At 52.1% G+C, this 7,630-nt stretch carries 5 protein-coding genes; 1 reads left to right on the plus strand and 4 read right to left on the minus strand.

The window, feature by feature from the left end; translation table 11 throughout:
- Window positions 1-48: 48 nt before the first annotated feature.
- Window positions 49-741 (plus strand): DUF4294 domain-containing protein, encoded by a 693-nt coding sequence (locus tag ACKWCC_RS16720; protein ID WP_413997112.1) that lies wholly within the window; start codon window positions 49-51, stop codon window positions 739-741.
- 94 nt (window positions 742-835) lie between these two features.
- Here ACKWCC_RS16720 and ACKWCC_RS16725 read toward each other — a convergent pair whose 3' ends face one another.
- From ACKWCC_RS16725 to ACKWCC_RS16740, 4 genes are all read right to left on the minus strand, one after another.
- Window positions 836-1,090, minus strand: a complete 255-nt coding sequence (locus ACKWCC_RS16725; RefSeq protein ID WP_413997113.1) for a DUF6095 family protein — start codon at window positions 1,088-1,090, stop codon at window positions 836-838.
- A gap of 147 nt (window positions 1,091-1,237) precedes the next feature.
- Window positions 1,238-2,095: a DUF4249 family protein gene (locus tag ACKWCC_RS16730; RefSeq protein ID WP_413997114.1), complete on the minus strand. Its 858-nt coding sequence runs from the start codon at window positions 2,093-2,095 to the stop codon at window positions 1,238-1,240.
- 3 nt (window positions 2,096-2,098) lie between these two features.
- Window positions 2,099-4,486 (minus strand): TonB-dependent receptor, encoded by a 2,388-nt coding sequence (locus ACKWCC_RS16735; protein ID WP_413997115.1) that lies wholly within the window; start codon window positions 4,484-4,486, stop codon window positions 2,099-2,101.
- Between the two features lie 127 nt (window positions 4,487-4,613).
- Entirely contained in the window at window positions 4,614-6,851 is a 2,238-nt protein-coding gene (locus ACKWCC_RS16740) for an NADP-dependent isocitrate dehydrogenase (RefSeq protein ID WP_413997116.1), read from the minus strand.
- Between the last annotated feature and the right edge of the window lie 779 nt (window positions 6,852-7,630).

Here is a 7,630-nt window from a genome sequence, read left to right on the forward strand (position 1 = left end):
TGTTCAAATATGCCTAATTTTGGCAGAGCTTTTGCTAGCTATGCTGTTATGAACGTACAACGTTTTTGTTTTTTGATGCTGTTGGGCCTTTCCTTGCTGGGCGTGGCCCAAGTGCCGGAGCAACCAATGGATTCCGTGGCGGAGCGACTCATTATCATAGAGGGAGATTCTGTCTTTCAAAGCTCCATTCCCCTGCAGGAGGCCTATGTCTTTGGAGCCTTGGAGTTTGATGATTACAAGGAAAAGTTGCGCTATTATATCCTGAGGCGAAAGACCCACAAGGTGTACCCCTACGCCAAATTGGCCGCAGAGCGCTTGGTGGAGCTCAATGATAGCTTGGCCGGCATAAAAAAACCTAGGTTGCGCCGCAAGTACACCCGGAAGATTCACAGGTACATTGAAGATGAGTTTTCGGAGGAATTGAAGAAACTTACCCGTACGGAGGGCCAGATTCTGGTAAAGCTCATTTACAGACAGACCGGCAGTACCGCTTTTGACCTGGTCAAGGAATTGCGAAACGGCTGGAGGGCCTTTTGGTACAACACCACGGCCAACATGTTCAAAATAAGTATCAAGGAGGAGTTTAAGCCGGACCTGGTGGAGGAAGATTACCTCATTGAAGACATCCTACAGCGCGCCTTTGCTTCCGGAAAACTGGAAAGACAGGAGTCGGTGCTGGACTATGATTACTCCAAGTTGTACAACAAATGGAAGGTAACCGCCAAAAAGGGAAGGCGGTAAAAGGGGGCGGCGGTGTGCCAGGTCCCTTGCCCCAAAGGTTTCCCATCCATTCGGAGCCGGTGGGCGGTAAGGTGGGTGTACGGCCCGGGGGCACTCAGCTTTTTCTCTTGCCAAAAAGGGCGTTCACCATGGTCATGATGCCCTTAAAACCCATAAAAACGGCCCCTGCGGCCAAAAGAAGGCCCAGGGCCAGCACTGGCCAATATAGAGGGTGCCCCTCATTTTTAAAGGCCTGCCAGATAACAATGGGTGCCGCGAACATCAACACCACGGTAATGGCCAAGCGCCGGATTCCCTTGACCAAAAGTTCCTTGTCCGTCCTTTTGGGCCCTTGTCCTTTGTTGTGCATTCGTTTTGTTTTTTTTTGATAGTGATGAGCGTACCCAACCAGCGTACCGCGTATGGAAAACAAGCATGAGAAAGGCCATCCGGTTTTTTCTGATATTGCCCAACTTCTCGGGCATGGCCACGTTTTGGTTTCAGGGCCGTGCCCCGCTCATTCCAAGGTAATGGTCTCCACATATTCCTGTACCACGGCAAAATAGCCCAAGGCAAATTTGTCCGTGTTGCCCGTTCCCATAAAAGTGGTGACATCGCTCACGCCGGTAACATTGATCACATTCCCCTTGGTGGTGGCGGCCGGCGTCTGGAAGGGCCCTTGGTCGCCTCCGGCCTGTGCCACGATCTGGTTCATATAATTGTAAAAAGCTTCGTCTGCCCCCAGGATGCTGATCCTTAGTGTGTCTCCGGCCTCCACATTGTCGTCATAAAAATAGGAGAACTCAAACTGCTGTCCTTGGTAAAATTCGTCCTCCGTTCCCAAGAACTCGCCAAACCCGAAATCAAATATATAGAAATCATCACGTTCCCCATTGTCCGTAAAGGCGATGACCACTTCTTTTTCCTCCCCGGAAAAGAGGGTCTGATCACCCTGTACCACCCTGTCAATGGGGGACGTGGGGACAAAGGTGGTCCGGGCAATGTAACGTTCGCCATCCACGTCAATGACCAAAAGAAGCCTTCCGGAGGTAAAAAAATCGGTCTCTGCCGTGACCTCATAGGATCCCGGTGCCGTTTCTAAAAACACAAGGGTCTGCGGTTCCAGGGGGCTTGCATTGGTACGGTCCAAGTTCTGAATACTGAGGCCATCCACGGACACGGGCTGGATGTCCTCAAAAAAGGAACTGCTCTGGCTAACGGCAATGCGGGCGGTGGTGATGGGTGCACCGTTGTCTATCCTGATCAGGGCCTCAACAATGAGGCGCGGTGGTTCTGTGGGGGTTTCCACCTCCACCACGTCTTCACAGGAAAAGAGGGCCCATACCACCAGTAAGGAAAGGAGTTGCTTTTGCATGGCTCAAAATTTAAAATTATAGGTCACTGCGGGAACCACACCAAATATGGCGGTCCGTACCGCTTCGTTGGCGCCGGTGTCCTGATTGCGCCTAAAGTTTATGGATGCCGCATTTCTGCGGTTGTACACATTGTAGATGCTAAAGACCCACTCGCCCTTTATCTTTCTGCGGGCATTCTTCCTTGGGGTCAAGGTGGCAGAGACATCCACCCTGTGGTAGTCCGGGAGCCGCTGTTGGTTGCGAAGGCCAAAATAGGGCACGGTAAGCCCCTGGAACTCAAACTGGCCCACCGGGAAATTGGTGGGCTGGCCGGTCTGGTACACAAAGTTGGTGTTAAAGCTCCACTTGTTGTTCCAATCATAACTGGCAAATAGGGATAGGTCATGGGGCTTGTCAAAAGGGGTGTTGTACCATTCCCCAAAGTTAATGCCGGTCTCGGTGACGCCCGGCACCAAATTACGGCCCGGGGTGCGCTGTTCTGACTTGGACAGGGTGTAGGCCAGCCATCCCTGGAACTTGCCCACATTCTTGCGCAACAGTACTTCCAGCCCGTAGGCCCTGGCCTCCCCGTTGAGGATCACCTGCTCTATGGCATTGTTGGCAATGAGGTTGGCACCGTCTATATAATCGATCCTATTTTGAATGTCCTTGTAAAAGACCTCGGTTTCAAAGGTATAGTCGCCCCCTTTGATGTTCTTGAAAAACCCAAAGGCGTACTGGTCCAGCAATTGGGGCTCAATGAAGGGGCCGCTGGGCGTCCAGACATCCAGCGGGGTGGGGGAGTTGGTGTTGCTTATCAGGTGCAGGTATTGTGCCAAGCGGGTGTAACTTCCCTTTATGGAGCTGTCCCCGTTCAACAAATAGGAAAAGGAGATCCTGGGCTCAAAGTTGTTATAGGTGGCCAGGCTACCGCCCCTTCCCGGGGTGCTCACGGCAATGGGGTCTGCCTCTTGGTACAATTGCAGGGCGGGGTCAAAGGTGAGGGGGTTGTTGTTCTCATAGACGTTGATCTCGTCTTGGCCCAAACGCAAAAAATTGCTGAAGCGCAAACCGTAGCCCAAGCTGAGCCGTTCGGTGACCCGGTGCTCCAGATCTACGTAGGCCGCAAATTCATTGGCATACTTTTGGGTGAGCTGTTCTTCCAAAATACCCGAATCCGGACGGCTGGGCGATATCTTCCCGGGATTGAACTGATAGTAAACGTTGTTGAGCCCATAATTTACCTGCAATTTGTCGTTGAGGTAATGCTTCAGATCGTATTTTAAGTTGAAGTTTCTAATGCCCGAGTTCCAATCGAACCCAACAAAATCCAAGGTGAGTCCGTAATAGTAATCCGAGTAGATCAAGGAGAGGTTGGAGAACAACTTGTCAGAGAACAGGTGGTTCCACCTAAAATTGCCCACGGCATTGCCATAGGTGTTCACAAAACTATCGCTTATGCCAAAGACGTCCCGGCCAAAGTAGCCAGAGAGAAAAATGTTGTTTTTTTCATTGATGCGGTAGTTGAGCTTGGTGTTCAGGTCATAGAAATAGGCGGTGTTGTCCAGATCGAACAGGGGCAAAAAGAGGTGGGCGTAAGAGGCGCGGCCGCCGATCAAGAACGCGGCTTTGTCCTTTTTTATGGGTCCCTCCAGCAGTAACCTGCTGGCCACGGCCCCAATGCCGCCATTGGCCTTAAAGTTTTTGCTGTTGCCCTCTTTTTGAAAAATATCGAGCACGGAAGACACCCGGCCCCCGTATCGGGCGGGAATGCCCCCTTTGTACAGTTTTATGTCCTTGATCGCATCTGGGTTAAATACCGAGAAGAAACCAAAAAGGTGCGAGGAGTTGAAGATGATGGCCTCATCCAACAAAATCAAGTTTTGGTCCACCGCCCCGCCGCGGACGTTGAAACCCGAGGCGCCTTCCCCGGCATTGGTTACGCCGGGCAAGAGCAATATGGATTTGATCACATCTGCCTCGCCCAAGATCACCGGAATTTTTTTAATGGTGCCCACGGAAAGGGTGTTCACGCTCATTTGCGGTTTTCGGATATCCATTTTTTCCACGTTTTGGGTCACCACCACCTCTTCCAGTTCCTGGGCCTCTTCAGAAAGACTAAAGTCCAGCTTTAGGTTTTTGTCCAGGGTGATGCTGCGCCTTAGGTCCCCATAGCCCAGATAGCTCACCACAAGTTGGTAGGTGCCCTCTGGGAGGGTTATGGAATAAAAGCCGTATTCGTTGGTGGTAACGCCCGTGGAGAGCTCCGGAAAGGCCACGGTGACCCCTATGAGGGTTTCGTTACTGCTTTCTTCGGATATGGTCCCGCTCAGGGTAAACTTCTCTTGGGCAACGCCCGCACTGAAGAACAATAGGCAAACTGCGAGAACGCCTTGCCGGATACCTGTCATAGTATTTTTTTACAAAAGTAAACAGAAAGGAGCACAAGCGTGCCATTTTGTACCAAGTAAAAAGCTCCCTGGTCGGGGAGCTTCACGTTAAAAACAAGCCGTTGCCCGTTTTGGGAACAGCCAGCACCTACATCTGTACCTGGCAACGGATTTCATCCAGGATATCGTTGAAGGTGTCACTGGGGCGCATGGCGCGCTGCACCATGTCCTCATTGGGCAGGTAGTAGCCGCCCAAGTTCTGGGGACTGCCCTGGGCCCGTAACAACTCTTCCGTGATCTTGGCCTCTTTGTCCCTGAGCATATGGTACACCGGTGTAAAGTGGTTGCTCAGTTCAACGTTTGTCTTTTGCCCGGCCAGGGCCTGTGCCCAATAAAGGGCCAGGTAAAAGTGACTGCCACGGGTGTCCAGTTCGTTTACCTTTCTGGAAGGGGTCTTTCTTTGCTCCAATAACGTTTCGGTGGCGCGGTCCAGACATTCGCCTAGTACCGCGGCACGCCGGTTGCCGTATTTTTCGCCACAGAATTCAAGGGAAACGCCCAGGGCAAGGAACTCCCCCAGGGAATCCCAGCGCAGGTGGCCTTCGGACAGAAACTGCTGTACGTGCTTGGGGGCCGATCCGCCCGCTCCCGTCTCAAAAAGTCCGCCACCGTTCATCAGCGGCACTATGGACAACATTTTGGCACTGGTGCCCACCTCCAAGATGGGGAAGAGGTCCGTGAGGTAGTCCCGTAGCACGTTTCCGGACACGGATATGGTGTCCTGTCCGTCCTTTATGCGCTGCAAGGTATATTTGGTGGCCGCTACCGGGGACATGATGTATAATTCCAGCCCATTGGTGTCCTCTTCTTGCAGATAGTGGTTCACTTTTGCGATCAACTGGGCATCGTGGGCACGGTCTTGGTCCAACCAAAAGACTGCGGGCACCTGTGTGGCCCTTGCCCTGGAAACGGCCAATTGCACCCAGTTGCGTATGGGGGCGTCCTTGACCTGGCACATGCGCCAAATGTCGCCCTTGGCCACTTGGTGTTCCAACAAGGTTTTTCCGGAGGCCATGTCAATGACCTTGACCCTTCCTTCCAGGGCCATCTCAAAGGTCTTGTCATGGGAACCATATTCCTCGGCCTTTTGGGCCATGAGTCCCACGTTGGGCACGGTTCCCATGGTGGTGGGGTCAAAGGCGCCATGTTGTTTGCAAAAATCAATGGTGGCCTGGTAAATGCCGGCATAGCTGCTGTCCGGTATCACGGCCTTGGTGTCCTGGGGTTGGCCCTTGGCATTCCACATCTGGCCCGAATTGCGGATCATGGCGGGCATGGATGCGTCAATGATGATATCGCTGGGTACGTGCAGGTTGGTAATGCCCTCATCGGAATTGACCATGGCCAGATCGGGCCCTTCCTCCAGGGCCTCCCGGAGGTCATTTTCAATGGTTTCGCGCTGTTCCCTGGGCAGATCGGCCAGTTTGTTGTAGAGCACCTCCAGGCCGCTCTTGGGACTGTAGCCCAGACCTTTCAGGGTCTCCGAGTGTTTCTCAAGCACCGTGCCCAGGAGGGTCTCCATTACCAGCCCGAAGATAATGGGGTCCGAAACCTTCATCATCGTGGCCTTTAGGTGCACTGAAAACAGCACGTTCTGTTCCTTGGCTTCTTGTTTCTGGGCTTCCAGGAATTGCACCAAGGCCTTCTTTTCCATAACGGTGGCATCAATGATTTCCCCGGCCAAGAGGTCAATGTGCTCTTTGAGCACTTGCTGTTTTCCCTCCGGGGTCTCCAATACCACCTTTACCGTGGTGTTGGCGTCCAAGGTGATCGATTTTTCGTTTGCCTTGAAATCGCCCCCCGACATGGTGGCCACGTGGGTTTTGGAATCAGGGCGCCATGGCCCCATTTTATGTGGGTTGTTTTTGGCGTAGTTTTTCACGGCCTTGGGTGCACGGCGATCGGAGTTGCCTTCCCTTAGTACGGGGTTTACGGCGCTGCCCTTTATTTTGTCGTACCTGGACCTGATGTCTTTTTCCTTGTCCGTTTTGGGCACATTGGGGTAGGGTGGTACGGTGAGGCCTTTTTCCCTCAGTTCGGCTATGGCCTCCTTGAGCTGGGGCAGCGATGCGCTGATATTGGGCAGTTTTATAATGTTCGCCTCTGGCTGTTTGGCCATTTCACCCAAAACCATCAGGGCGTTGGGCACCCGTTGGGTCTCGGTGAGGTATTCTGGGAAAGCGGCCAGAATCCGGCCGGCCAGGGAAATGTCCTGTGAAACGATGTCTATGTGGGCGGTACAGGTAAACGCTTTTACTATGGGAAGAAAGGAGGCCGTGGCCAAAGCAGGGGCCTCATCGGTTTTTGTGTATAAGATTTTCGACATCAAAAATGGGTTTAAAGCCGGCAAAGGTACATATTTTGGCCGGTCTGGCCATAGGGTTTTTGGCTTATCCGACCTACGGGCACCACTTTGTCCCTTGGGCCGGTTTCACCGATGAAATCTTCGGTTACATCGGGTTTTTGTTACCGTTTTTAAGAACGTCTCGGTACCGGCGGCCCGCCCCAGGCCAGATGCCCCTTGAAAATGGTCAGGAAACACTTCAAACCATAAATTCCATTACTTCTGCAAACCCCTGCCAACCCGATCGCCGTGCCCACCTTCCCGGAAACAGCGTGGCCATGGGCTTGCCCAGATTCCAGATTGCTTCATTTTACGGGAGGTAGCCCCCTCATTAGTAAGGTGTGAAACAGTATAAGGGTTCAACTTTTCCGGCCTGTTTCCAAACAAGAAACCGATATCCATGGTCAAGGCTTCTTAAACCCAGATTAAGCAATAGAAATTCCCCGCCTGAAAGGAACGGGCAGGTATTACGGCTGCAAATCCCTGCAAAATCAATCGTTGCACTGACTTTTGCTCACTCACCGTAGCGATGGCTACACCTCAATCGCAAAAGTCTTGATTTTATTGGGCTTTGCACCCTCATCCACGAAAGTCTACTATATAACACTCAAGCAACCAAGTTATCCTTTGAAAAATTATGGTTCTATGTTAAATACAGTGGGTAATCGAATTTCAGTTTACCCGCTATGAAATAGATCATGTTTATAAAATTCTCCGTGTTCCGGTAGCCCCTTGCCCTTTTCTTGGCAAGCTGTATCTTG

Source organism: Maribacter aquimarinus (assembly GCF_047345505.1).
Taxonomy (GTDB): Bacteria; Bacteroidota; Bacteroidia; order Flavobacteriales; family Flavobacteriaceae; genus Maribacter.